Origin of the sequence: Oceanicoccus sp. KOV_DT_Chl (assembly GCF_900120175.1) — a bacterium.
Classification (GTDB): domain Bacteria; phylum Pseudomonadota; class Gammaproteobacteria; order Pseudomonadales; family Dasaniaceae; genus Oceanicoccus.
Map to the genome: position 1 here is coordinate 1346819 of NZ_FQLF01000002.1, position 21184 is coordinate 1368002.

General features: G+C 45.8%; 23 protein-coding genes and 2 pseudogenes. 12 read left to right on the plus strand and 13 right to left on the minus strand.

Going from position 1 to position 21184, the window contains the following annotated elements:
• Positions 1 to 813 precede the first annotated feature (813 nt).
• On the plus strand, positions 814 to 1377 hold the full coding sequence (locus UNITIG_RS10070; protein ID WP_101758259.1) for a hypothetical protein: 564 nt from the start codon (positions 814 to 816) through the stop codon (positions 1375 to 1377).
• Positions 1378 to 1686: 309 nt separating this feature from the next.
• Positions 1687 to 1989, plus strand: a complete 303-nt coding sequence (locus UNITIG_RS10075; protein ID WP_145999151.1) for a hypothetical protein — start codon at positions 1687 to 1689, stop codon at positions 1987 to 1989.
• Positions 1990 to 2638: 649 nt separating this feature from the next.
• Here the strand turns inward: UNITIG_RS10075 and UNITIG_RS10080 are convergent.
• From UNITIG_RS10080 to UNITIG_RS25570, 4 genes and pseudogenes are all read right to left on the minus strand, one after another.
• Positions 2639 to 2986, minus strand: a complete 348-nt coding sequence (locus tag UNITIG_RS10080) for a zinc ribbon domain-containing protein YjdM (protein WP_101758261.1) — start codon at positions 2984 to 2986, stop codon at positions 2639 to 2641.
• 21 nt (positions 2987 to 3007) lie between these two features.
• The gene (locus UNITIG_RS10085; protein ID WP_101758262.1) at positions 3008 to 3238 is read right to left on the minus strand and encodes a hypothetical protein; all 231 of its coding nucleotides are present in this window, start codon (positions 3236 to 3238) and stop codon (positions 3008 to 3010) included.
• Position 3239: 1 nt separating this feature from the next.
• The gene (locus UNITIG_RS25565; protein ID WP_369809190.1) at positions 3240 to 3791 is read right to left on the minus strand and encodes an STAS domain-containing protein; all 552 of its coding nucleotides are present in this window, start codon (positions 3789 to 3791) and stop codon (positions 3240 to 3242) included.
• Positions 3786 to 5077: pseudogene (locus tag UNITIG_RS25570) on the minus strand (SulP family inorganic anion transporter); the annotation flags it as partial. The gene UNITIG_RS25565 and the pseudogene UNITIG_RS25570, both read right to left, overlap by 6 nt.
• Before the next feature lie 360 nt (positions 5078 to 5437).
• Between UNITIG_RS25570 and UNITIG_RS10095 the strand changes: the two are divergent.
• A complete protein-coding gene (locus UNITIG_RS10095; protein ID WP_101759249.1) occupies positions 5438 to 5626 on the plus strand; it encodes a CopG family transcriptional regulator in 189 nt (62 codons plus the stop codon).
• Positions 5627 to 5840: 214 nt separating this feature from the next.
• On the opposite strand, the gene UNITIG_RS10100 is transcribed toward UNITIG_RS10095, so the two are convergent.
• The 4 genes from UNITIG_RS10100 to UNITIG_RS10115 form a co-directional block, all read right to left on the minus strand.
• On the minus strand, positions 5841 to 6218 hold the full coding sequence (locus UNITIG_RS10100; RefSeq protein WP_101758263.1) for a hypothetical protein: 378 nt from the start codon (positions 6216 to 6218) through the stop codon (positions 5841 to 5843).
• Positions 6219 to 6596: 378 nt separating this feature from the next.
• Complete coding sequence (locus UNITIG_RS10105) at positions 6597 to 7217, minus strand: class I SAM-dependent methyltransferase (protein WP_101758264.1); 621 nt, start codon at positions 7215 to 7217, stop codon at positions 6597 to 6599.
• Between the two features lie 134 nt (positions 7218 to 7351).
• The gene (locus tag UNITIG_RS10110) at positions 7352 to 8287 is read right to left on the minus strand and encodes a homocysteine S-methyltransferase family protein (protein WP_101758265.1); all 936 of its coding nucleotides are present in this window, start codon (positions 8285 to 8287) and stop codon (positions 7352 to 7354) included.
• Positions 8288 to 8481: 194 nt separating this feature from the next.
• Complete coding sequence (locus UNITIG_RS10115) at positions 8482 to 9501, minus strand: homocysteine S-methyltransferase family protein (RefSeq protein ID WP_200821261.1); 1020 nt, start codon at positions 9499 to 9501, stop codon at positions 8482 to 8484.
• Between the two features lie 234 nt (positions 9502 to 9735).
• Here UNITIG_RS10115 and UNITIG_RS10120 point away from each other — a divergent pair, with 234 nt between their 5' ends.
• Complete coding sequence (locus UNITIG_RS10120) at positions 9736 to 10347, plus strand: TetR/AcrR family transcriptional regulator (protein WP_101758266.1); 612 nt, start codon at positions 9736 to 9738, stop codon at positions 10345 to 10347.
• A 231-nt stretch (positions 10348 to 10578) separates the two neighbouring features.
• Here the strand turns inward: UNITIG_RS10120 and UNITIG_RS10125 are convergent, their stop codons facing one another.
• Complete coding sequence (locus UNITIG_RS10125; protein WP_101758267.1) at positions 10579 to 11793, minus strand: CaiB/BaiF CoA-transferase family protein; 1215 nt, start codon at positions 11791 to 11793, stop codon at positions 10579 to 10581.
• Positions 11794 to 12099: 306 nt separating this feature from the next.
• Between UNITIG_RS10125 and UNITIG_RS10130 the strand changes: the two genes are divergently transcribed.
• Together UNITIG_RS10130 and UNITIG_RS10135 are read left to right on the plus strand one after the other, a co-directional pair.
• Positions 12100 to 12801, plus strand: coding sequence for an AAA family ATPase (locus UNITIG_RS10130; protein ID WP_200821262.1), 702 nt, complete (start codon positions 12100 to 12102; stop codon positions 12799 to 12801).
• 170 nt (positions 12802 to 12971) lie between these two features.
• Positions 12972 to 13250: a hypothetical protein gene (locus UNITIG_RS10135; RefSeq protein ID WP_101758269.1), complete on the plus strand. Its 279-nt coding sequence runs from the start codon at positions 12972 to 12974 to the stop codon at positions 13248 to 13250.
• Between the two features lie 150 nt (positions 13251 to 13400).
• On the opposite strand, the gene UNITIG_RS10140 is transcribed toward UNITIG_RS10135, so the two are convergent.
• Positions 13401 to 13709, minus strand: coding sequence for a hypothetical protein (locus UNITIG_RS10140; RefSeq protein WP_101758270.1), 309 nt, complete (start codon positions 13707 to 13709; stop codon positions 13401 to 13403).
• 303 nt (positions 13710 to 14012) lie between these two features.
• Here UNITIG_RS10140 and UNITIG_RS10145 point away from each other — a divergent pair, with 303 nt between their 5' ends.
• Both UNITIG_RS10145 and UNITIG_RS10150 read left to right on the plus strand, forming a co-directional pair.
• Positions 14013 to 14783 carry a fatty acid desaturase gene (locus tag UNITIG_RS10145; RefSeq protein WP_200821263.1) on the plus strand — a complete coding sequence of 257 codons (771 nt, stop codon included), beginning with the start codon at positions 14013 to 14015 and terminating at the stop codon, positions 14781 to 14783.
• Positions 14784 to 14893: 110 nt separating this feature from the next.
• Positions 14894 to 15643: an NAD(P)-dependent oxidoreductase gene (locus UNITIG_RS10150; RefSeq protein ID WP_101758272.1), complete on the plus strand. Its 750-nt coding sequence runs from the start codon at positions 14894 to 14896 to the stop codon at positions 15641 to 15643.
• Between the two features lie 12 nt (positions 15644 to 15655).
• Here UNITIG_RS10150 and UNITIG_RS10155 read toward each other — a convergent pair whose 3' ends face one another.
• The 3 genes and pseudogenes from UNITIG_RS10155 to UNITIG_RS10160 form a co-directional block, all read right to left on the minus strand.
• A complete protein-coding gene (locus tag UNITIG_RS10155; protein WP_101758273.1) occupies positions 15656 to 16774 on the minus strand; it encodes a GGDEF domain-containing protein in 1119 nt (372 codons plus the stop codon).
• A 465-nt stretch (positions 16775 to 17239) separates the two neighbouring features.
• On the minus strand, positions 17240 to 17518 hold the full coding sequence (locus UNITIG_RS24255) for a cation:proton antiporter regulatory subunit (RefSeq protein ID WP_369809191.1): 279 nt from the start codon (positions 17516 to 17518) through the stop codon (positions 17240 to 17242).
• 9 nt (positions 17519 to 17527) lie between these two features.
• Positions 17528 to 18451, minus strand: a pseudogene (locus UNITIG_RS10160) (RimK family alpha-L-glutamate ligase); the annotation flags it as partial.
• A 332-nt stretch (positions 18452 to 18783) separates the two neighbouring features.
• On the opposite strand from UNITIG_RS10160, the gene UNITIG_RS10165 reads away from it, so the two are divergent.
• The 4 genes from UNITIG_RS10165 to UNITIG_RS10180 all read left to right on the plus strand — a co-directional run bounded on the left by UNITIG_RS10165 (position 18784) and on the right by UNITIG_RS10180 (position 21088).
• Positions 18784 to 19443 carry an alpha/beta hydrolase gene (locus UNITIG_RS10165; RefSeq protein ID WP_101758275.1) on the plus strand — a complete coding sequence of 220 codons (660 nt, stop codon included), beginning with the start codon at positions 18784 to 18786 and terminating at the stop codon, positions 19441 to 19443.
• A complete protein-coding gene (locus tag UNITIG_RS10170; RefSeq protein WP_101758276.1) occupies positions 19440 to 20051 on the plus strand; it encodes a DsbA family protein in 612 nt (203 codons plus the stop codon). The genes UNITIG_RS10165 and UNITIG_RS10170 overlap by 4 nt, the downstream gene beginning before the upstream one ends.
• A gap of 147 nt (positions 20052 to 20198) precedes the next feature.
• Positions 20199 to 20705, plus strand: coding sequence for a gamma-glutamylcyclotransferase family protein (locus UNITIG_RS10175; protein WP_101758277.1), 507 nt, complete (start codon positions 20199 to 20201; stop codon positions 20703 to 20705).
• A 14-nt stretch (positions 20706 to 20719) separates the two neighbouring features.
• Entirely contained in the window at positions 20720 to 21088 is a 369-nt protein-coding gene (locus tag UNITIG_RS10180) for a Fis family transcriptional regulator (RefSeq protein ID WP_101758278.1), read from the plus strand.
• Positions 21089 to 21184: the final 96 nt, after the last annotated feature.

The following is a 21184-nucleotide window of genomic DNA, read 5'->3' on the forward strand; positions in this document are numbered from 1 at the left end:
CCAGTGCAATCAATGAAGCCCAAGCTTGCGAGAATGTAATTTTCACAAGCTCCATGATCAAGGGCGGTGATGCGCTCTAGCTGCCGCTAGCAATGCCCGTCATGAGCGATAGTTCGGCCACGCAGCCTTCACCTTCGGTTAAACTCTGGCGCCAGTTTTCTAAAAAAGTGCCCGCTTAACTGATGAGCAGCATAGCAATCAGCTGAAAGGAGCCCCAGAAGGCAAAGTGATTAAAGCTCAATCAGTTCACCCTGATCAAAAAACAACCTAACCTTTCCCGGCAGAGCCCCCAATTCGAGGTCCAGAACCGTTACCGCCTCGATTTTTTAACTGCGCCCTGCCCCAAAATTGCTTAATTTTCCTTCGACTTTTTAGCGCCAAAAATGATAGTATTCGCGGCGCTTGGCCAAAGCACGCCCTTTGGGCGCAAGCCACGCTGTAATCGGCAGGTCCCCCAGCTCACAAAATGCACCGCATTTGCTATAAGGCACACACTGCCAAAGCCCTTTAGGATCCAATAGGCTAAAGTCTGTTGGGGTTAACTCTGGGAAGACCCACCATTTTTACACACAGTAATAACTCCGATCCGTCGGATAGACTCATGGCTAAAGCTCTCTTCCGCGCCCAAACACTCTGGTGTCGCAGGGCTGGCACTGGTGGGTCACACTGTAATCGGCAGGCTACCAGCTCACAAAATGCATCGCACTTTGAAACCTTTTGGGCTGAGTGGGCACAGTCTCAATAGACAAAAGCCTATTGGGAATAACGCCGGAAAATCATCATTTTCATATATTTAACTACAGGAAAACCTACATGCTAACAGCCAGTAAACTAGAAAAAATTATCGAACTCGAAAACAATCTTAAAGCACAATACCAAACCAAACTCGATGCACTCGCCGCAGAAATCGCCGGCCATGTTGCTGACAAAAAAGACTTTATCAAAAAAAATGACGAGCAACAAAAGGTCATTGCAACCCAACTGGAAAAAATCACTTCCCTTAACAAAGACGCCACTGCTAACAAACATATGGAGCAACTCAATCGCGAGTTAGGCAACCGCTCTGAAAAATTGCAGTCCGAAGTCGATGAAATAAAAGTTCGGGTAAAGTCCCTGCAAAAGGATCTCGCCAAAGAACGCGAAGAACTAAAAGAGCTTAAAAAGTTTGATCCCGCCAGAATGAAGAAAAATCTGGACGCCACCAAAAAGAAACTGGTGGAGAGTCAGGCTGCTAACGACTTACTGCAAAAGAAAGCCAAGACCTACAAACAAGAAAAGTTCGAATTGGAACAGCAGGTTAAAGAGTTAGAAGCTAAACTGGCAGCGCTAGAAGTTACTGAAGAGACTGAAAAAGAATCTGAAGCAGCAGCGGCTTAGCTGTAACTTAAATCTACGGTAATTATGATAGACCGCTCAGAGGCCACTTCGCGGGCCTCAGTGCGCATGCCTTTTCGCTAGCCCACTGGTTCACCACATTACAGATATGAAAAAGCCCCAAGATTAGTTGGGGCTGTTGTATCGCTCCTTGCCAAAGCGGACGTCAGCGTTTTTACTCTGAACCACGCTATCCACATTCAGCAGTTAATCTTGTAGAATCACCCAAACACAATCAAACAGACGAAAAGCCCAAGCCAAATGCAGGCCTTATCGGGCAAGGTACCCAGAATGACACTACCTATTACACCTATGAATCGCGTTATTTCTTGCCTGTGGCTTTCGCTTTGTCTCGCCAGCTGCCAAACCGCCTCCGAATTACAGAAGGCTTCGACCAGCGGCAGTATTGCTGCAGCCGTTTCATGCGACCAAATTTACAGCGCCTTTAACGCTTATAAATCAGACAAAAGTACAATACAGTCACTTATGGTTTTGACCGGTGCCACCGGTGTGAATTTACAGAACGCGAGCCAGCAAACAATTGATAGCTATTACCAGACCGCCCGCAACAACGCAAATATTGCACTCGCTGTTCAGGGCTGCCACCCGCTGTAGTACATTTATCATTACAACATGCGAAGTGGGTTATTTTTAAGAAAATGCTGGCCGACTACACTTTATTTAACCACTTCCAGCGGGTTTTCTGCTTCTCCAACACCGCGCACATCTGACTAGCACTAAACCACGTCAACCAAAGCAGAAAATCTCTATAAGAAAGCTTATCTAGTTGATCAAAAAACCCGTTAAGTCCTCTTTTACCGCATTGGATTCCCGCCTGCACGCACGACTGTCAGGGATAAAATGTCGTTTGTAGCACTTGAGTCTATAAATACAAGGCTAACTCTATGAAATGCAAAGTTGAAACTTGATTTCCAGGTCGTCATCCTACGCGCAGAGCCTGCCCCCGTATGCTTTAGGCGGGAGCAGGCTCTGCGCGTAGGATCCAGAGTTACGGAGTGCATACAGTCGACACTTGTAAAACACGCTGTTTTTGCAGTGTATAAAAGAGTTCAAGTAATTTTGATCATTAATCGCAACTGGATGCCCGCCCCCGATTCAATCTTTCGAGGGCAGGCTTTTCGCGGGTAAGACTAATTTAAATTATCCCGGACAGCAGTGCGCCTGCGCAGGGATAACTATGATTTTATATTCTTCCGCTTTAGGTTAAGGGCGAACATCCGGGTTTTTACTCTGCCACAATCTCTCATGCAGCCGCTTTTTTAACAAACTCGGATTTCAACATCATTTCCCCGACTTTATCGACCCGGCAATCGATGTTGTGGTCACCATCAACAATACGATTTATCTTGAGTTTGGTACCTATTTTTAACACGCTGGAACTGCCTTTGACTTTCAGGTCTTTAATCAGCGTGGCGTTGTCACCTTCAAAAAGATCATTACCATTGGCATCTTTTACCTTTAGCAATTGTTCTGAACTATCCTCCTGAGAGTTTGCTTGCCATTCATGGGCGCACTCTGGACACACAAATAAATCGCGATCTTCATAGGTTAATTGAGACTGGCACTTCGGGCACGCTGGGTAGCTACTCATAAAAATTTTCCTTATCGAGAATTACAAAAAAACGGTAAAATTTTTCAGGCCCAGCGATTTGATCATCTGAGTCAATGTATTCAAGTCATCACTGGCAATGGGTTCGTCTTCATTATCGGCGAGAATATAAAATTTATTTTGGTGGTCGCTTAACATCAAAAACCACTGGCTCCGAGACTGAGGGCTCACTCTGACCTGCGCCTCTTGCCACTGCCCGTCTCTTCCCAATGCAATTGCATCATCCAACTTCATATTATTTTCCTGTAGTTATAACATTATCAATCGCTTCATCCAGAGTTGAAAACGATAAATCCAGCGGACCTTTAACTTCCGTTCGCGCTCGCGCTAAAGTCTTTAAAGGTTGAAATTGCCAGCTGGAAAAACGAATCGGTATTTGTTTTTTTTCACAATAGGATATTAACTTCTCAATCGCCGACAGCCCACCTGCATCCAGATAAGCGCTGTACTGCATATGCAAGACAATGCCATCATGACCTTCAAGCTGTTGCGACAGTTCACCAAAAATACGATCTGCAGCTGCGAAGAACAATGCGCCGCGGATTTTAAATACCTTACAATTCGCCGGTAACGCTTTGTGCACAAAATCGCGGTTGTCGGTAATGTCAATTACCTGGGTTAGTGCCGCTAGCTCTTTCATAAACAGTAGTGAGGCCAACAGGATACCGGCGGTTATGGCGATCACCATATCGAAAAAAACAGTCAACGATAAACAGGTCAACAGCACCAACACATCACTGCCAGGCGAGCGCTTAACCAACTTAAGCGACTTGGTTGCTTCACTCATATTCCAGGCAACCACTATCAGCAGCGCGGCCATCGCTGGCATGGGTATATACGCAAGCGCCCGGGACAGCAGCAGCAATCCCAGCAAGACAACCAGCGCATGGATAATGGCCGCAATGGGCGAGACCGCTCCAACTTTGAAGTTGGTCGCCGAGCGCGCAATTGCTGCCGTTGCCGTCATCCCACCAAAAAAAGGTGTGACCAAATTACCCAAACCCTGAGCCAGTAATTCGCTGTTAGCACTGTGACGCTTGCCGGACATACCGTCCAACACCACCGCACATAACAAGGATTCGATTGCACCCAGCATAGCTATAGCAAAAGCCGAGGGCAGCAGCTCCGAAATCAGCGACAGCGACAACACCAGAGGTTGGCCATCAGCCCCAGCACGGTTCCAGGGCCACTCTATAGTCGGCAGATAAGGAGGAATACCTGCCGCTACACTGCCATCTGCCAGCAGATACTGAAAGCGGGAACCGATGGTATCTACTTCGACCCCCACCCCCCTCAGCACCACCCCAAAGACACAAGCCAACACCAGCGCCGGCAAGTACGGCGGTATCGGCGTGCGCAATCGCGGCCAGATAATCATCACCGTGAGGGTGAATAACGCAATCAGAGTGCTACCCGCCTGTGCCTGCAGCAGGTTGTCGCCAATGATGGTGACTTTGCTAACAAAATGCTCCGGCATCTCGTCAATGGGTAGCCCCATAAAATCTGGCAGCTGCAACACCGCAATCACAATCGCGATACCACCGGTAAAACCCAGCGTCACCGATTCCGGGATATATTCGATAAAACGCCTAGCCGCGCATAGGCCATGGCAATCAAAATAGTGCCGGCCATTATTGACGCTAACAACAACCCGGCTAAACCATACTTGCTTGTCAAAGGATGCAAAATAACCACAAAAGCTGCCGTCGGCCCTGAAATACTAAAACGGCTGCCACCGGTCAACGCAATAAGGGCGCCAGCGATAATCGCCGTATACAAGCCATATTGAGGTGGCACCCCACTGGCGATAGCCAAAGCCATGGCGAGCGGAATCGCAATCACCCCAACCGTCATGCCGGCAATAACATCTTTGGTTAACTCCGCCCGACCATAGCCTTCACCCAGCGCTTCGCGCAGGGCATATGCCACCCGCAACGAAAAAAGAGGGCGCGGTGCGACATCGTGGTGTCTCCTCAATGAATAATGGAACAAATAACCCTCAGGCGAGCTAACACCAGCAACAAATCCTAAACTGGCTCTTGCATTCGCATTATATGTTAATACAATTAACATTCAATACGAGATGATATTCCCTATAACTACCCACAGATGCCCCGCGATGAAAACTTCAATGAGTTCACTGCAAGGTAACTGTAGGCATAATTACCAAACCTTGGTGGCCCTCAATAGGGATGGTTACTGCTGGCAAGCGCTATCTGGCTCTGTGGGAAAATAAAAAGGAGGCGCTCGGTGATCAATGATGTGCCACCACAATAACGCAGGGTTTCCATCCCCTGCCCAGGCATCAAAGTATTAAACCAAACGGATCAGCAACGCCATACCAACACCAATACTGCAGCTGGTAGTGTCAGATGGTTTCACTATCTTAACAATTGAATTAACATGCCAGCTTTTTTAAAAATGAGCCGCCCTATGGAAAAACGCACCGCACGATTAACACTCTTGGTTGACCCCCAAAAAAAAGCGGTCTTTGAAAAACTCTGTGAGCAAGAAGACGTCACTCCATCACAAAAAATTCGTCAGTTTATGCGCGAATATATCGAGCAAGCGATGGGGCCAGACTGGAAGCAACAGGTTTTTAGTAACGATGAGCAGGATTAGATTACACCTTGCCAGCTTGGTTGCTGACGATGCGACTGCAAGACATTGTCACGGGATAAGCACACCCGCATAGTGTTAAAGCTGCCATTAACATCACAGCCTCCTTATTAAGATACACATTCCATAAAAACAGAATCAATAGCTTTTAGCCAACTCTTAACTGAAAAGCGACAAGAGCGAACACCAGCGTCTTTACTGACCCCAATCGCACAAACTATAACGCTTCAAGTATCCATTTTCTGGCAGCATGCTCTGAATAAAACCATTCGGTCATCCAAGGCATGCCCTCAGTTAAGAGGACATAGAGTGATACCAAAGACTGCCCCAATTCATTATTGGGCAGAACTGTGGGGTTTAAAATGAACGGGTTGGTTTTTGCTAACGCACTATTGTAAGCAACAAGAGTTTTAACATGCCTCTCTTCAGCATCAATCGCCGTTGCGCCTGTAAAGTCACCAATGATGTATTTAACGCTATCAATTCGGTGGTCACTTGCTAGCTTCAAGACATGGGATAATATTTCATCACCCCCTAACTCACCGGTATATAGCATGTGGAGCCCTTTGGATTCCCAGACATTCTCAATTGGCATCTGTATAAAGCTCTTCTGCTAAAAGGTGGAGGATTATAAAGACTCCGCTGTAAAAGATATAGATATTTGGGATCAGAGTAAAAACCCGGGTAAAACCCCTGCAAAGTAATCTCGCCAAAGAACGCGAAGATCTCAAGACTCTTAACCGCCTGAATGAAGAAACTGGTTTAGAGTCAAGCCGCTAATAACTTACTAAAAAACAAAGCCCACCTGACATATAGAAGTTTAGATCTAACAACCACTCGAGAAGCCACTTCACGGGTCTCAATGAGCACCTCCTTCCGCCAGCTCAATAGCTCACCGTAATACAGACATAAATCCGTGTCTGTTTTATCGGGCCAAGTTCAACCTACTGCCCTTACATTAATTCTTATGCACTTATGCTTTTATAGCTGATCCAATACTCATGTACGTGGCAAATTTCGCGAATTTATTCATATACATATTATCATTCCACTCAATTTTAAAACCTGACTCTTCAATATTTTTAACGACAGTTCTATTTAAGTTACAACCACCAAATAATTTACCCCACACAGGATTCAATTTGTCTTGCAACCGTTCAACTGAAGAATCAGGTGATCTACCATGTTCACAAAAAAGTAATTTACCTTGAGGTTTTAAGACTCTGTACATCTGTTCCATTGCCACACGCCAATCAGGAATTGTGCATAATGTATATGTTAGAACGATAGAATCAACAGAACTGTCTTCAAGAGGAATTTTTTCTCCTGGAAGCCCTAACCATTCAACATGAACGGGGGATTTTTTTAAATTCTTACTGGCTCTTTTACGCATACCTACAGAGGGTTCAAGCCCCCAAACTTTATTGACTTGAGTTGAATCATATAAATCGAGATTTAAAGCCGAGCCCATTCCCACCTCTAACACATCGCCATAAGCCAGCGGAACCACTTTCGCTCGTAACTCCATAATATCTGGAGTAGAACATCCACAATTTATGATATGCGGAAGAATTTTTTCTTCATAAAAGCTCACAATAATATCTCCAGTTTGTCCAAAAAAACAATATACAGTAATAGCGAATTCCAGTACTTACCACTAACAACAGCTAAAACACTGGAGAAAATTTGATTCTCTCGAGTACTTTGACCTGTTACATGAGGCCATATCTAGATAACATTTTTAGCAATCTCTTTAAGGTGTTTATCCCAAGTCCCGCAACACCCACCAAAAATATCCATATGTGAATGGCGCTTCATTAAGCCTCCAACCTGCTCCCCAAGCGCTACAGGATCGCCATCTTCCAAGTGACCTATCTTACATAAACTAATTTTATCCATAGCGGATGCATTAGGACGTACACCTCTAATTCTTTTCATCCAATTTTCATTTTCGAATGCTGGCTCATACTCAAGGGGGTGAACACAATTTATCATATAAAAATCTACAGAACTGTCAGTTCTTTCATCAATAGCACTAATTGCTTCACCTAAAGAAGGCCCGCTGTTTAACCTTGAAGAAGAGTCTAAAGATAGTGATATACAAAGTGGCAATCCAATTTCTTTTGCGGCTCTAGCTACACCTATTGATTCTTCTATGTTGTTAAACGTAATGGCTGTAACCAAATCAACGTCTGCTTCTTTTAAAGTAGATAACTGTACAGAATGATATTCTTGAGCTTCCTCTGCATTTATATTTCCGCCTTTTCCGTAAGCATCACCTCTTGGCCCGATTAAGCCTTGTATCAGGGTTTCATTGATCTCCCCAGAGAAAGGGGATGCTGTTTTTCGAATGAACTCTATACATTCGTGATTGATATCCGCAAGTTCCCGGTCAGAATATCCAAGTTTTCTCCCCCAATCGGGACTAGCTCGATAATCAAGGCCTCCTACTAACGCCGACATATTATATTCTGAAACAGCTGAGAAGTACTGCTCATACATTTGCTTCAATTTGGATACTGCCTTGGGGTTTTTAAGCAACTCAAATACTGCGAAATATGGGAAGTCAAAACCATGCTTATACATCACCTCTGTTTCAGTGCCTCCCTCGCACATATAAAATTTACCTGACTCTTGTTTGGGAAACTCAACTCTATGTGTCATCACTAATTATTCCTGGAAAATGTCATTGTCGCCTAACACCTGGAAAAATGGCCACCAAAGTGAACTTCGAGACATTTTTCTTGGTGTTGCACCGATAAATATTTAAAGCCATACCCACTGACAGCATAAAATGCTTATGCTCATCAAGCTGCTAGCTCAAACCCCATCAAAATTCTGACTTGTATTGCGTGCCGTCAGAGTAAAAAACCAATAGCCTGGTTTTTTACTCTGACCCAATGATTGCAATAATGGTGAATGCTAAGCACACTGTGCCATCGTGCAGCAATGGCTGCCGATAGCACTGATATGGCGATCATCTGTACCGCAGCAGCCCCCAGAATATTGAAATGAGGAAATTGTAACAGTAGCGTTTGATACTGCTGCCCTAGCTCGACCGGGTTACCGCTGTCGAGAGTTTCCGCAGCATCAAGTTCCGCATGCGATAGCCTTGAAGCATTAGCCTTTATACCTCGGATACGCTTTACCCAAGGTTCGCCATCAACCAGTGCCTGGCTAAAGTGTTCTGGGTGCGCACAATTAATCATATAGTATGCGGGATAGCTATCGGTCGCGGCGTCGACCTGTTCAATCGCGTCAGCCAGAGTAATGCCGCAAGGAAGCCGGCCATCAATTTCAGTGGTGAACGAAAGAACAACAGGGATATTGGCATCCCTGGCAGCGATGCTGATGCCAATTGCTTCCTCGGGATATGTCAGTGTGAACGCAGTGACCATGTCAGCGTCGGTGCTAGCAAAAGTATCAATTTGCTCGCTGTGATAGTGGGCGGCTTCCGTAGCAGTCATTTTTTTACCAACCTGATAACCGTCGCCGCGGGGTCCTATCGCTCCGCTAATCACCATGGGGCATTGCGGTAATGTGTACTCATCGCGAATTTTTGTCATCAGTTTTATGCCACGGCGATTGATATCGGCTAGCTGCTCCCGGTTGTATCCCAGCAGCGTTGCCCAGTCCGAATTAGCGCGCCAGGTTGGTGTATCCAAAATGAACCCGCAGTGCGATTGCACGGCTATCTGTGCGTAGGTTTCGTAGTAGTCAGTGAGTGCTGCCATTCCCTCTGGTGAATCTAACAGTGGAAACGAGGCGAAATGGGGCAAATCAATTCCCTTGGTGAATAGTAATGTGGTTTCCATTCCGCCATCGGATAAAAATGTAGTATTCCCAAGTTGGGGTAGAGCGTTGCGATAGTTTTTCATGTTGCCATCCTCTTTTATTGGACTCGGTTAATGATGGCGCACAGTGTAAGATTGATATGCCGAAAAAGCAGTGGACTGGTGGTATCGAAACGAGCATTAGTTTTTTTCTTTTAAAATCAAAAAGATAAATAAATATTGTCGGTGTAATGAGTAAATTGTCGGTGTCGTACATCGGTTAACTATACTTGCAGTGCAGTTAACAAAGCACAATATCAACCAAGCAAAGGAGCGGTTTTGAATACCAGAGCAAACAATAGCAAGGAACGGATACTTACCGTCGCTGAAGCATTGATTCTTAAGCAGGGTTTTGCAGGTACATCTATCGATGATGTGCTGGATCATGCGGCAATTACCAAGGGCGGATTTTTCTATCACTTCAAGGGCAAGACGGATCTGGCCAAGAGCTTGGTGGAGCGCTACCTGGCCACCGACGAAGAAATTTTTAGTGGTATGTTTAAACGAGCCGATGAGCTAAGTGAAGATCCATTGCAGCGGCTGTTGATCTTTCTCAAGTTAATGGCCGAAATGATGGCTGATTTAGAGAGTACTCACCCAGGCTGTTTGGTTGCAGGTTTTAGCTATGAGAGTCAGCAGCTTAACGAGGAAGTTCATGCATTAATGAAACGCGGGGTGCTTAACTGGCGAGAGATGATTGTCGGGCGTTTGCAACTGGTACTGGCTGAGCGTGAACCCAGAGTGGAAGTATCCGTTGATTCCCTTGGCGATATGTTTACGTCTAGCATTGAGGGCGGCATCATTCTGGCCTTGGTACTGGGCGACAACACCGTACTGGTTGAACAAATCCTGAACTATCGTACCCATCTGCGCCTGCTGTTCGAGTACTAAATCCGTAGGTTGTTTGTGTAACTAGATTTGAGGTCAGAGTAAGAGATTGGGGTCAGAGTAAAAACCAAGCATAAACCTTGCGGGAGTTTTTACTCTGACCCCAATCTCCTTTCTTCCAATAGCTGCATAACGCTATCATCGTTTAAAATAAGTTCGCCCGCTTTTGTCCTCAATAAAAGATCAATACGATCTATAACCCCGTCACAATTAAGATAGTGGGGGCAGAGCCTCTTAACCAACAACCCCCTGTGTTCGCAAATTGGCGATCGCAGCTTCCCCGTAACCCAGCTCGCCAAGAATCTCATCACTGTGCTCACCTAAACGCGGCGGATGACGGTACAAGGCCGCAGGTGTGTCTGACAAATGCCCCGGGTAGCGCACATAGCGCATGGTGCCCGCCTCCGGGTGCTCGGCATCAAAGATAGTGCCGTTGTGTTTAACCTGTGGGTCCTGCGCAAATTCACGAATGGTTTTTACCGGCCCGAAAGGGATACCGGCTTGCTCAAGCCGCGACAACGCTTCCTCGGTACTAAAACGCTTAATAACTTCAGCGGTGGCATCAAGCCAGGTGTCAAAGTCGGCCATGCGCGCGCCCATCGAATTCATCGCCGGATCGGCCATCAACTCCGGGCACTCCATCACCTCGCAGAAGGCCTGGAAATGGTCGTCCTGAAATGCCATTCCCACTAAATAACCATCGCTAGTCTCATACACCCGTAACAATGCCAACGGCTCCGGGTCGGGTAAATCACTGGGAATAAAGCTATCAACGGGCATCATGTCGGGCATCGAAACAGCGGCAAACGCATCGATCATCGGCACATCGACGCGCTGGCCAGTGCCGGTACCATTAATGCCGTCCCGCGCATAGAGTGCGGCCAATACCGCGCCGGTGGCAGTGGCGGCGGTGCTTTTGTCAACAATCGCCGACTGAATCAACTGTGGCTTGCCGCCATGACGCCGCCCCTGAATATAGGCCATCCCGGACAAACCCTGCGCCAACATATCCTGACAGGGGCGATGGGAATAAGGCCCCGTGCTGCCAAAACCGGTGATCGCCACATAAATCAGTTTTGGATTGAGCGCCTTCAAAGTGTCATAACCGAAACCCAGGCGATCAGTGACACCGGTGCGAAAATTTTCCACCAATACATCGGCCTCTGATGCCAGCCTGGTTATCACTTCCAGGCCTTCAGGGCTTTTCAGATCGAGCGCCAGACTGCGCTTGTTTCTGTTCATCTGGCAGTAATAACCGGTAAGACCGGCTTTTTGCGGCGGCGCCATCCAGCGGGCAATCTCACCATGCATGGGCTCTATTTTAATTACATCGGCACCCAGATCGCCCAGTTGCTGGGAGCAAAGTGGACCGGTAATTTGCGCAGTAATGTCAATAACGCGAAGGCCTTGCAGTGGACCTTGCGCGGGTTCAGAGAGCTTGATATCCATAGTCCGGGTTCTCTATTCGTTATTCTCAGCATCAAATACTAGCAGGGCATCCCGTTGCCTGACCTTAACTTCTTTGTAATGCGGCCGAGGAAGTTTGCTGCAGGGTGGCACGTATGCAAATAGAGACACTACATGTAGATACAATCGATGAATGCACACCAGACTAAGACCAACGTAAAACTATTTGCCAAAGGATTAACCAAACCGAAGGGTATTATTTCTATTTGATTGTGATTTACAGCAATGCATGGCCCCTAAATTGCAACTACACTGATTAACTCTACAGACAAAGCACGGCGTTTTATTTTGACTACTGACAGTATATTTCGTGTCGCAATCGTAAATTCAAAGGGTGGTTCCGGTAAGACCACCCTGGCGACCAACCTTGCCAGCTATTACAGTTCACAGCAGCTAAAAACGGTGTTGATTGATTACGACAGCCAGGGATCAAGTAGCTTCTGGGTCAGCCGTCGGCCTGAAAGCTGTCCTGACATACAAATTATCTCTGCTTATAAGCAACCCACCAATGTGACCAGAAACTGGTTTTTACGTCCTGAGCGCGCAACCCAGCGGGCGGTTATTGATAGCCCGTCGGGGCTTGATGTGGCCCAGTTCAAACAAACATTATTGGAGAGTGATGCGATATTGATCCCGGTATTACCGTCTTCCATCGACATACACGCCGTCGCCCACTTTATTGCTGATATTTTGCTGCAGGGAAAAATCCGGCGTGATGAAGGACGCGTCGCCGTCATCGCCAACCGCGTTCGCAAAAATACCCTCGTCTATCACCGACTGGAGCAATTTTTAAACTCTCTGGGCATCCCTTTTATCGCCAGCTTGCGTGATACCCAGCAATATATAAAAGCGTCGGAGGTTGGCAAGGGTATTTTTGAAATGCCCAGAGTGGATGCTAAAGATGTTGATAGCTGGCAACCCCTACTGAATTGGCTTGATCAATGCGAAAAAAATAAATCCAGCAAACCGCAGTTTTCTATTAATAGTTAACACCGCCTCATTAGTATTGATTTACCCTTCGAATGTAATAGCCCGAAACTCATCTCATTGGATTATCACCTACCTTACTACCCAACCTGAAGTTTTATTCCACGACTAAAAATGAACCGTTTCTCCTGCGCATACGACACATAACTAAATGCCACAACAGGAGACAGCCAATGAAACACTTACTATCACTTAAATCCTCACTGGTTCTATTGACCATCATTGCATCACAGAGTGCTTTTTCTGCCGGTTACCTTAAGTTCGACGGTATCGATGGCGAATCCACCGAGAAATCTGGCGCCCCCAGCCAACAAACTCCCAGCGCTGTAAGCTCGGCGCAAAAACCCCCTAGCGCCTTATTGCTACCTGCTGTTCAGGCAGCGCGGGAAGCAGCCAGAACCAAAGGCGGTAACGCTGAAACGACATGGAAGGTGGAAAAGGGAGAAAAGTAACAGCTACAATATTGACTGTTGAACGGTAAGCATTGATTACCACTCATCCATTCAAATTAATGTAGCAAGGCTTTAAAGACGACACCAAAATGAAAAAGAGCTGCAATTGCAGCTCTTTTTCATTCCGAAAAAATAACGGCATGTAATAAATTAACAGTCTTTATCCTCTGCCCCCATACCCTCTTTCATTTTTTCACAAGCATCCTCAACCTCATTACCCAAATCCTGAGCCTTGTCTTGGATATTTTCCACAGTCTCATCAACTGCCTCACCTGCGTTCTCTGCTATGCCTTCTTCACCACCCTCAACTTTATCACCTAAATCCTGAGCTTTCTCTTGCAGCTTTTCTACCGCCTCATCAACTGCTTCACCTGCACTCTCTGCTGGACCTTCTTTTTCACAGCCACTAATAAAAACCGTCACCAGTAACGCCATGTACAATAATACTTTATTCAACATAATCCATTCCTCTAGTTTATAAATAACACAACATAATTATTGCTTTTTATCTATCAACCCGTTTTTTGGCCTGCATCCAGAGAAAGCCCTGAATTAAAACCACGCTATACAATAACACTAAAGCTAACGTAACTGCTGCTAATTATAGACATTCAAGTGGCTGCTCGTGTCGAGCATTGAGGAAAACCTGTCTTTCTAGCTTATTTCACTGCCGTCTATATAAGCAGAGGGAGGCTAAAAAATGCTTTCATTATGCTCAGGATCCTCTATTCTCATCCATCGCTAATAATTAGGTTCTGTTTTGTGTTTAGATTTGCCGCTGATCGTTTACCTGTCGCTATTATTCTTTCATTTAGTATTCTCGACTTTAGTCTATATTTTTTGGTGGATAACATCTGGGCATTAGCGGTTTTCTGGCTGCTGATGATAATCCCTAAAGGGAAAATCTGTGCATGGAACCACCATCACCAGCACATCCCCACGTTCAGACTCAAAATACTGAACCGATTATTGGAATTTTTCTACGCATTGCACACCGGCGTCACCACCAATCTATGGCTGCTACACCATGTGCTAGGTCATCACCATAACTATCTGGATCAGAACAAGGATGAAAGCCGCTGGCAGCGTAAATCCGGGGCCCAAATGGGTGAAATTGAATATACCTTGAATGTAGCGAGTACTGCCTATTATCGAGGGTTCCAAGTCGGCAAACGCTTTCCTAAAATACAACAGAGCTTTATCGTATATGGCCTCGCCACCTTAGCCGTGGTAGCAATCATGGCTTATTTCAAACCTCTAGCCACACTGTTTTTGCTGATATTACCCATGATAACCGGCTTACTACTTACCGCCTGGGCAACCTACGAGCACCATTCGGGGCTCAGCATTGACAATGAATTTGAGGCATCCAGAAACAACCTCAACCGCTTTTACAATATCACCACAGGAAATTTGGGCTACCATACCGCACACCACTATAAACAAGGAACACACTGGTCCTTGCTACCGGCATTACACGAGCAAATAAAAGATAAAATACCAGCACGCCTTATTACCTGTGCTGCATTGTAGAATAACCACACGAGCGCTATCGACTGCTATAATTGCGTCGCCTCTACTGATTGATTTTAATAATTTATAAGAAACACTATTAGCTAATCAAAATAATTTAAGGATGAATAATGAGATTAACCATTTTGCTACTTATCACTGCCTTCGGTGTTATTTCATGCAGCAGCAAGAATCAAACAATAAATGCTGGCGACGCCGCGCCACAACTCAGCACTGACACTCTTATAGAGCAGCGTGTATTAGTCATCGGCGGCACCGCCGGTACTGGCCTCGAAACGGTAAAGCTGGCACTCGAACGAGGCCATAGTGTTACGGTAATGGCAAGAAGGCCTGAGCGCATGCCCGTCTCTCATGACCGACTCACGGTTATCAAGGCAGATATTTTAGACCCTGATTCGGTATCAACAGCCGTAGCAGGCAAAGATACTGTTATCATTTCGGTTGGCACTAAACCTACGCGCAAACCAGTGAACCTTTTTTCTGCAGGTACGAGTAATGTATTAGCGGCAATGACTAACCATGGCGTTCAACGCGTTATCATCGTAACGGGTATTGGTGCAGGCAATAGTCGCGGCCACGGCGGATTTTTTTACGACAAAATTATGCAGCCACTTTTTCTTGATACAATCTATGAAGATAAGGATCGTGCAGAAAAAATTATTCTGGATAGCCATCAACAATGGACGATCGTCAGGCCTGGTTTTTTAACGGATGAGATGGGTAAAGCTAGTTACCGTGTTATTACTGATTTGGAAGATATTACCGCGGGTAACATCTCCCGCTCCGACGTCGCTCACTTTATGGTGTCATCACTGGAAACAAATAGTTACATTACCGATACGGTGCTATTAACTAATTAAATTAAGCGAGACCTACGCAAAACAAATTTTATCGACACCGCGCTTGGCTTCATACATGGCATTATCGGCCTGTCTAACTAAAGCATCAAGTTGCGTACCATTATCAGGACCCACAACCACCCCCAAGCTACTGCCCACCCGAAGTTCGTGCTCAGCCGTCACTATTGGGGCCGAAAGTGCAGTGACGATTTTTTCACTGATTACTCTAGCAACATCCTTATCTGCCATACCATGTAAAACAATCCCAAACTCATCGCCACCTAAACGAGCAACAGTATCACTGGAGCGTACTGCCAGCATTAAACGGCTGGCAATAATTTTAAGCACGTTGTCCCCAACCTCATGACCAAGCTCATCATTAATTGGCTTGAACTCATCAACATCGAGATAAATAATGGCCATTTTCAATTCGCCATCCAATGTATGCTCAATAGCTGCCCTCGCTCTTTTATAAAACAACGTTCTATTACACAAACCAGTAAGCGGGTCATGCAACGACTCATAGGCAAAGCGGCCACGTTCATTACTTAAACGCTCATTCAGCGCATTATATTTATGTACATGGGTGTATAAGCAAGCGGTCACAATTAACAACAAACCTATCCAAGCTTGAAGTCGCATATAAGGTATAGCCTGCTCCGGAATATACTGAGGGAAAACAAAGCCCTGTGCCTCCAACACATATAGCAGCACCACCGCGATCACTACCGCAATACTGGCGAGAAACCCGTAGATAGCTTCCAGCATAATGAAAGACCAAATTGGGACAAACAACATCAAAATTAATTGTGGTGACTCTGAGAAGCCACCGGTAAGAAAAACGATAGATAAAATATTGGCAAAGACAGTGACAGAGTAAAGATTGATAGACACTATCAGATGACCACTATAACGGAGAATCAGTAGCCCACCTAAATACCCTGCAGCTGTCAACAGCGCTATTACCTCAGCATTTATCAGTTGCTCGGAACTAAGTGGCGAAAAAGGTAGGAAAATGGCGACCAGTAATGTCAGTATTGCCGTAATAAGACAGACCGCAACATAAGCACCTGGCAAACCATTCAATTCTTCATTAAACGAATCTGATGGAATAAAATAAAGGATACTCTTTGTTATCAAATTTTCTGACATAAACGCCACTACTGTAAATATGAAAAGCGCGTTAATATACGCGCTTAGCTTGCCCTTCTTTGATTATGAAGTGTGACACAGAATTTCGTTTTTACCATAAAACAGTCTTATTTACTTCTGACAGAAGACCTAACTATAGACAATCAATTAACAGCTAAACCTAACAGAGCAATACAGCTATCAAACCAACGTTAGAAAACATGGCATATTTAATAAAACCACAAGGCATTGCGCGCCTTTCTGTCGCCAAAATGACAAGAACGAACTTCAGCTAAGCTTAGGTTCCTTAAGGGCATCGCCGTAGTTGTAATCAGCTTACTAGAATACCTATATTGGCTCACCACTTTGGAGGGCCATGATGGTAGGGTGACATGAAAAAGCTCCGAGCGGCTTCGAAGCCTGATACTGGTTGCACTAAAAATTGCAGTGCTTCGAAGCTGAACCCCTAGCCAGTGAAAATAAGACTTAGTCGCTACTCTCACCTTCAATATCCTCAACACCCGGTGGTAAATCCATCACCTGAGGTTGACGGCGCCGGCGAGTTTTAGCAGGCACCATTCCGCGCATCGATTCTAACTTCCCAAAACACAATAATTTATCACCCGCTTCCAGCACACGATCTGCACGGGGGTTGGGAATAACTTTGGCACCACGGTACAAAGTAAGGGTATTAATATCCTGATCGCGTAATTTAGTTTCAGTAATGGTCATACCAACAAAATTTGAACCTTCTGGTATATAGATTTCGCTAACCCCATAGCCCCGGCTTACCGTGAGCCGTTGACGCACATCGATCTCCGGAAAATCTACTTGAGCCGCGATATATTCAATAACCGCACCGGCAACATCAAGCCCGGTACACTTTTCTATACCCTCCAAACCCGGCGATGAATTCACTTCCATAATTTGCGGCCCGGTTGCACTTTCCAACATATCCACACCAGCAACTCGCAAGCCCATAATCTGGGCTGCCCGCACCGCTGTTTCAACATACTCATCCGGTAAATCAACGGCCTCGGCAATACCTCCGCGATGCACATTGCTGCGAAACTCCTGTCCCTGTGCGACTCGACGCATTGCCGCCACAACCCGGTCACCAACGACAAAAGCACGTATATCTTTACCTTTACTCTCAGCCACAAATTTTTGAATCAGCACGTTTTGCTTTTGACTTTGCAACAATTCAATAATCGACTCCGCCGCTTTTACCGATTCGGCCAACAGCACACCGATACCCTGAGTACCTTCAATTAACTTAATAATAACCGGCGCACCACCCACCCGCTCTATCGCCGGTAGCACATCTTTTTTATCCCGCACAAATGTGGTCCGTGGTATACCTATGTGGTGACGACTCAAAATTTGCAAACTACGCAATTTATCCCGGGAGTTACTAATACCATGGGCGGTATTGGCACAAAAAATATCCATTTCCTGAAACTGCCTGACTACTGCCGTACCGTAATAGGTAATAGATGCACCGATACGGGGTAATACTGCATCATAGGCGCTTAATACCTGTTGCCGATAATATAAATCAGGCTCCCCCCGCTGCAGATCAATCGCAAACTTAAGCGTATTTAGCACCTTGACCTCATGACCACGTTGCAAAGCAGCTTCCTTGAAACGGATGGTGCTATAGGCTTTAGGGCCACAAGATAAAATGGCTAATTTCATATTTTCTCTCTCAATTAACTAGGGGGATTACTGGCCGCGGAGCGAGTCAGGCACTGGAGTTGGCTGGTATCTTAACCTGCGCAACAACGTGCAAATTACGATCACGATACACTATTTGCAAGTGAGATGTTAGCGACGCTCCAGCCGAATTTAAACAACCGAATCAACACAATTTGTTTGATAACATTTGGTTCTAATGAGTGCTGAAGCGGCTAATATACCCAGCTTAAAATAGAACAACGATTGCAATATTATTAAAATTATCACTCTTACGCCATTGCCTAACTGATATCCCCTATAATCTGCCCAACATTTAACAAAGACGTACCAGTATGAATTTTCTTCCCTGTGAAATTATTGAAACCAGTGACAGTATTGACGCCTCAGTAATCTGGCTGCATGGCCTGGGGGCTAGCGGCCATGACTTTGTCCCCATCATTCCAGAATTACAGTTACCGGAGCACTTTGGTATCCGCTTTATTTTTCCACACGCGCCCGAAATTCCTGTCACCATTAATGGCGGCATGGTGATGCCGGCCTGGTATGACATTCTAGCGATGGATATGGAACGGAAAATTGATACCGACCAAATCCTCGCGTCTGCACAAGCAGTAATTGATCTGGTCGACGCTGAAATAGCTGCCGGTATTGCCAGCGAGCGTATTATTCTCGCCGGGTTCTCGCAGGGCGGTGCAGTGGTGTATCAGGCTGCACTAAATTATGACAAACCGCTAGCAGGACTACTGGCACTATCGACGTATTTTGCCACCCATAAGACCTTGCAACCATCAACTGCCAATCAACATATCCCCATCCAGTTATTTCATGGCACTCAAGACCCGATGGTGCCTGAGGCGATGGCCCAGCAGGCACTACACGCTCTACAAGCACTAGGCTATAAGCCTGAATACCAAAGCTATGCTATGCAACATGAAGTCTGCATGCAGGAAATCAAGGATATTTCCGCCTGGTTGCAGCAACGCTTGGCATGACCGGGACGGATACCAGTCTCTTTTATATCCACGACCCCATGTGCTCCTGGTGCTGGGGTTTTCGTCCCACGTGGGATGCATTAAAACGCGCCCTGCCAACATCTATTCACGTTATCAATCTTACCGGCGGACTGGCTCCCGACAGTGATCAAGTCATGCCGATAGCTATGCAACAAACTATTGAAGACTACTGGCACACGATTCAACAACAACTAGGCACTGAATTTAATTTCGATTTTTGGCGTAAGAACCAACCTCGCCGCTCAACGTATATTGCTTGTCGCGCTGCTATTGCCGCCGACAATCAAGGAGCACAGGATACGATGATCGACGCTATTCAACAGGCCTATTATTTACGGGCATTAAATCCCTCGGATCGCTCAGTATTATTGCAACTAGCAGCGGAGCTGGAACTACAAACAGAAACATTCACCAGGGATTTAGAATCGCCAGTGACCCATGCCGAGTTTAAACGACAGCGCGCTTTAGCCCATAGCCTGCCCATTCAGGGGTTTCCCTCTTTGGTTCTCAAACGCGGCGAGCAGCTCGCGGGTATTACGCTTAATTATCTTGACGTCAAGCCTATGCTCGATGCCATAGCGGCCTAATAGGTATTATTCCCCCCTTGCTCACCAATTCAATGCTATGATGCGCCGCTTTCTATGAGCGCCCCACAACAAAAAAGCAAACAGGGCCTAGCACTCAACAGGCATCAGCCTTACTACATTCAAACCTCAAGCTGAAGAGGACAGTCGATGGTCAAGCCACAAGCATTTTTTATTTATGGATCACTGCTAGATAGCGATGTACGCCGCCATGTGTTTGGTCGCGAACTGGCAACAAATGAGATCAAAGCAGCTACTATTACCGGCTTTCAAACCAAAACCTATGCCGGTGACACTTTTCCTATTCTGGTACCCAAGCCTGACGGTTATGTGCAGGGTGCGGTGTTACTTGCGCTATCTGAATTAGATCTACAGCGGATGGATTTTTTTGAAGGCGGTGAATACAGCTTTGGCACTATAGAAACCCGGCTTGAAGACGGTAGTACCCAACTGGCACTCTACAATCAACCTTGCAGTAACGATCATCACAATGATGAAGACTGGACTCTATCCTTTTGGCAACAGTACGAAAAAACGATATTTCTCACTCAGTGTGAGCGCTATATGGCACTGTTTGGAAAAATGACTATTGATGAGGCCGACGCTGTCTGGCGGTCTATGGTGGATGAACAGCAACTCGCTATGGCAAGCAACTAGCCAATAGGCTCAAAATGGTAAAACCAAAAACCAAAACACAGAAAAAAATTGATCATAATATTCAACTGGCACTGACCAGGGCCTGCGAAGAATTCCTGCAAAGCGTTACCGGGTTTCAATGGTTAACCCATCGAGCAGATTACAGCAATTTCCCTTCAAGCCTGCGAGTTATTTGTATTTTCGATAACAACCTGAACCAACAGCATGCCTGCCAGAGCGAGACTTACCGACAGATGCATAAACAGATTCAATCCGAACTCCTTAACATCGGTATTAAACTTCCTCAAACAGCAGGGCAGATTATTTTTGACTCTGAAGAGTCATGCAACGGAACCCATCAAGGTAACTGGGCATTGCGGCTAGACAGCCGTTCAATCAAATAAATTTAGGCTGCTAATAATAGGCTACGTCAGTCCACACTTGTTTATATACAGCACATAGTAGAAAATCACGTCATGTCACAGCAATAAGGCAAACGC

Excerpts from the sequence above, each read along its gene's own strand:
- UNITIG_RS10080 (WP_101758261.1), bottom strand. The coding sequence starts at position 2,986 with ATGAGTAGCTACCCAGCGTGCCCGAAGTGCCAGTCTCAATTAACCTAT.
- UNITIG_RS10180 (WP_101758278.1), top strand. The coding sequence starts at position 20,720 with ATGGTAAAACCAAAAACCAAAACACAGAAAAAAATTGATCATAATATT.
- UNITIG_RS10085 (WP_101758262.1), bottom strand. The coding sequence starts at position 3,238 with ATGAAGTTGGATGATGCAATTGCATTGGGAAGAGACGGGCAGTGGCAA.
- UNITIG_RS10095 (WP_101759249.1), top strand. The coding sequence starts at position 5,438 with ATGGAAAAACGCACCGCACGATTAACACTCTTGGTTGACCCCCAAAAA.
- UNITIG_RS10140 (WP_101758270.1), bottom strand. The coding sequence starts at position 13,709 with ATGTTGAATAAAGTATTATTGTACATGGCGTTACTGGTGACGGTTTTT.
- UNITIG_RS25565 (WP_369809190.1), bottom strand. The coding sequence starts at position 3,791 with ATGAGTGAAGCAACCAAGTCGCTTAAGTTGGTTAAGCGCTCGCCTGGC.
- UNITIG_RS10125 (WP_101758267.1), bottom strand. The coding sequence starts at position 11,793 with ATGGATATCAAGCTCTCTGAACCCGCGCAAGGTCCACTGCAAGGCCTT.
- UNITIG_RS10155 (WP_101758273.1), bottom strand. The coding sequence starts at position 16,774 with ATGTCAGAAAATTTGATAACAAAGAGTATCCTTTATTTTATTCCATCA.
- UNITIG_RS10170 (WP_101758276.1), top strand. The coding sequence starts at position 19,440 with ATGACCGGGACGGATACCAGTCTCTTTTATATCCACGACCCCATGTGC.
- UNITIG_RS10110 (WP_101758265.1), bottom strand. The coding sequence starts at position 8,287 with ATGACACATAGAGTTGAGTTTCCCAAACAAGAGTCAGGTAAATTTTAT.
- UNITIG_RS10070 (WP_101758259.1), top strand. The coding sequence starts at position 814 with ATGCTAACAGCCAGTAAACTAGAAAAAATTATCGAACTCGAAAACAAT.
- UNITIG_RS10175 (WP_101758277.1), top strand. The coding sequence starts at position 20,199 with ATGGTCAAGCCACAAGCATTTTTTATTTATGGATCACTGCTAGATAGC.
- UNITIG_RS10100 (WP_101758263.1), bottom strand. The coding sequence starts at position 6,218 with ATGCCAATTGAGAATGTCTGGGAATCCAAAGGGCTCCACATGCTATAT.
- UNITIG_RS10115 (WP_200821261.1), bottom strand. The coding sequence starts at position 9,501 with ATGAAAAACTATCGCAACGCTCTACCCCAACTTGGGAATACTACATTT.
- UNITIG_RS10150 (WP_101758272.1), top strand. The coding sequence starts at position 14,894 with ATGAGATTAACCATTTTGCTACTTATCACTGCCTTCGGTGTTATTTCA.
- UNITIG_RS10075 (WP_145999151.1), top strand. The coding sequence starts at position 1,687 with ATGAATCGCGTTATTTCTTGCCTGTGGCTTTCGCTTTGTCTCGCCAGC.
- UNITIG_RS10165 (WP_101758275.1), top strand. The coding sequence starts at position 18,784 with ATGAATTTTCTTCCCTGTGAAATTATTGAAACCAGTGACAGTATTGAC.
- UNITIG_RS10135 (WP_101758269.1), top strand. The coding sequence starts at position 12,972 with ATGAAACACTTACTATCACTTAAATCCTCACTGGTTCTATTGACCATC.